Source organism: Bacillus sp. DU-106 (assembly GCF_004799705.1).
In the GTDB taxonomy this organism is placed as follows: domain Bacteria; phylum Bacillota; class Bacilli; order Bacillales; family Bacillaceae_G; genus Bacillus_A; species Bacillus_A cereus.
This window is the reverse complement of the sequence record NZ_CP026607.1, coordinates 85,001-87,500: the sequence shown is the minus strand read 5'-3', so window position 1 is coordinate 87,500 and position 2,500 is coordinate 85,001. Positions and strand designations below refer to the sequence as shown.

The following is a 2,500-nucleotide window of genomic DNA, read 5'->3' as shown; positions in this document are numbered from 1 at the left end:
CGCCCGAGAGGAGTCGAACCCCTAACCTCTTGATCCGTAGTCAAACGCTCTATCCAATTGAGCTACGGGCGCATATGGTGCCGAGGGCGGGGGTCGAACCCGCACGGTGGTCACCCACCGCAGGATTTTAAGTCCTGTGCGTCTGCCTGTTCCGCCACCCCGGCATGTCATATTGAAAATTGGAGCGGAAGACGGGATTCGAACCCGCGACCCCAACCTTGGCAAGGTTGTATTCTACCACTGAACTACTTCCGCAAGACATGTTTGAGATATTTTATTAAAAGTGCGGGTGAAGGGAGTCGAACCCCCACGCCAAAGGCGCTAGATCCTAAGTCTAGTGCGTCTGCCAATTCCGCCACACCCGCATATTAATTAAAATGGTGAGCCATGAAGGACTCGAACCTTCGACCCTCTGATTAAAAGTCAGATGCTCTACCAACTGAGCTAATGGCTCTTACAATAAAAACTGGTGCCGACTAGAGGACTTGAACCCCCAACCTACTGATTACAAGTCAGTTGCTCTACCAATTGAGCTAAGTCGGCTAAATGGTGGAGGATGACGGGATCGAACCGCCGACCCCCTGCTTGTAAGGCAGGTGCTCTCCCAGCTGAGCTAATCCTCCGGATTGCCTGGCAACGTCCTACTCTCACAGGGACAAGGTCCCAACTACCATCGGCGCTAGAGAGCTTAACTTCCGTGTTCGGTATGGGAACGGGTGTGGCCTCTCTGCCATCATTACCAGACTGTATTCATTTAAGACAAGAATCATTGTAACTCATTTAACTTTTAAAGTCAACAAGTTTTTTATATTCTTTCAAAACTAGATAACATTGCTACATATTATATGGTTAAGTCCTCGATCTATTAGTATTCGTCAGCTCCACATGTCACCATGCTTCCACCTCGAACCTATCAACCTGATCATCTTTCAGGGATCTTACTAGCTTACGCTATGGGAAATCTCATCTTGAGGGGGGCTTCATGCTTAGATGCTTTCAGCACTTATCCCTTCCGCACATAGCTACCCAGCTATGCCCTTGGCAGAACAACTGGTACACCAGCGGTGCGTCCATCCCGGTCCTCTCGTACTAAGGACAGCTCCTCTCAAATTTCCTACGCCCACGACGGATAGGGACCGAACTGTCTCACGACGTTCTGAACCCAGCTCGCGTACCGCTTTAATGGGCGAACAGCCCAACCCTTGGGACCGACTACAGCCCCAGGATGCGATGAGCCGACATCGAGGTGCCAAACCTCCCCGTCGATGTGGACTCTTGGGGGAGATAAGCCTGTTATCCCCGGGGTAGCTTTTATCCGTTGAGCGATGGCCCTTCCATGCGGAACCACCGGATCACTAAGCCCGACTTTCGTCCCTGCTCGACTTGTAGGTCTCGCAGTCAAGCTCCCTTATGCCTTTGCACTCTACGAATGATTTCCAACCATTCTGAGGGAACCTTTGGGCGCCTCCGTTACACTTTAGGAGGCGACCGCCCCAGTCAAACTGCCCACCTGACACTGTCTCCCGGGTCGATAAGACCCGTAGGTTAGAATTTCAATACAGTCAGGGCGGTATCCCACCAGCGCCTCCACCGAAGCTAGCGCTCCGGTTTCAATGGCTCCCGCCTATCCTGTACAAACTGTACCAAAATTCAATATCAGGCTACAGTAAAGCTCCACGGGGTCTTTCCGTCCTGTCGCGGGTAACCTGCATCTTCACAGGTACTATAATTTCACCGAGTCTCTGGTTGAGACAGTGCCCAAATCGTTACACCTTTCGTGCGGGTCGGAACTTACCCGACAAGGAATTTCGCTACCTTAGGACCGTTATAGTTACGGCCGCCGTTTACTGGGGCTTCAGTTCAGAGCTTCGCTTACGCTAACCCCTCTCCTTAACCTTCCAGCACCGGGCAGGTGTCACCCCCTATACTTCGCCTTACGGCTTCGCAGAGAGCTGTGTTTTTGCTAAACAGTCGCTTGGGCCTATTCACTGCGGCTTTCCGTTAAGAAAGCACCCCTTCTCCCGAAGTTACGGGGTCATTTTGCCGAGTTCCTTAACCAGAGTTCTCTCGCACACCTTAGGATTCTCTCCTCGCCTACCTGTGTCGGTTTGCGGTACAGGCACCTTTTATCTCGCTAGAAGCTTTTCTTGGCAGCGGGGAATCAAAGACTTCGCTCCATAAGGAGCTTCCCCATCACAGCTCAGCCTTTACGATAAGCGGATTTGCCTACTTATCAGCCTAACTGCTTGGACGTGCACAACCAATCGCACGCTTCTTCTATCCTTCTGCGTCCCTCCATTGCTCAAACGATAAAGAGGTGGTACAGGAATATCAACCTGTTGTCCATCGCCTACGCCTGTCGGCCTCGGCTTAGGTCCTGACTAACCCTGAGCGGACGAGCCTTCCTCAGGAAACCTTAGGCATTCGGTGGACGGGATTCTCACCCGTCTTTCGCTACTCATACCGGCATTCTCACTTCTAAGCACTCCACCAGTCCTTC

Annotated in this window: 7 tRNA genes and 2 rRNA genes (2 of these 9 cut by a window edge); all 9 read right to left on the bottom strand. The window is 51.8% G+C overall.

Annotated features, from left to right (window positions below):
- Positions 1-72 (bottom strand) — tRNA-Arg (locus tag C3Y97_RS00485) (it extends 2 nt beyond the left edge of the window).
- 3 nt (positions 73-75) lie between these two features.
- Positions 76-164: transfer RNA gene (locus tag C3Y97_RS00480), tRNA-Leu, on the bottom strand.
- A 16-nt stretch (positions 165-180) separates the two neighbouring features.
- Positions 181-255, bottom strand: a tRNA-Gly gene (locus C3Y97_RS00475).
- Between the two features lie 29 nt (positions 256-284).
- Positions 285-365, bottom strand: a tRNA-Leu gene (locus C3Y97_RS00470).
- A 13-nt stretch (positions 366-378) separates the two neighbouring features.
- A tRNA-Lys gene (locus C3Y97_RS00465) sits at positions 379-454 on the bottom strand.
- Positions 455-467: 13 nt separating this feature from the next.
- Positions 468-543: transfer RNA gene (locus C3Y97_RS00460), tRNA-Thr, on the bottom strand.
- 4 nt (positions 544-547) lie between these two features.
- A tRNA-Val gene (locus C3Y97_RS00455) sits at positions 548-623 on the bottom strand.
- 5 nt (positions 624-628) lie between these two features.
- Positions 629-744: ribosomal RNA gene (rrf, locus tag C3Y97_RS00450) — 5S ribosomal RNA — on the bottom strand.
- Positions 745-845: 101 nt separating this feature from the next.
- Positions 846-2,500, bottom strand: a 23S ribosomal RNA gene (locus tag C3Y97_RS00445); it runs 1,267 nt beyond the window's last position.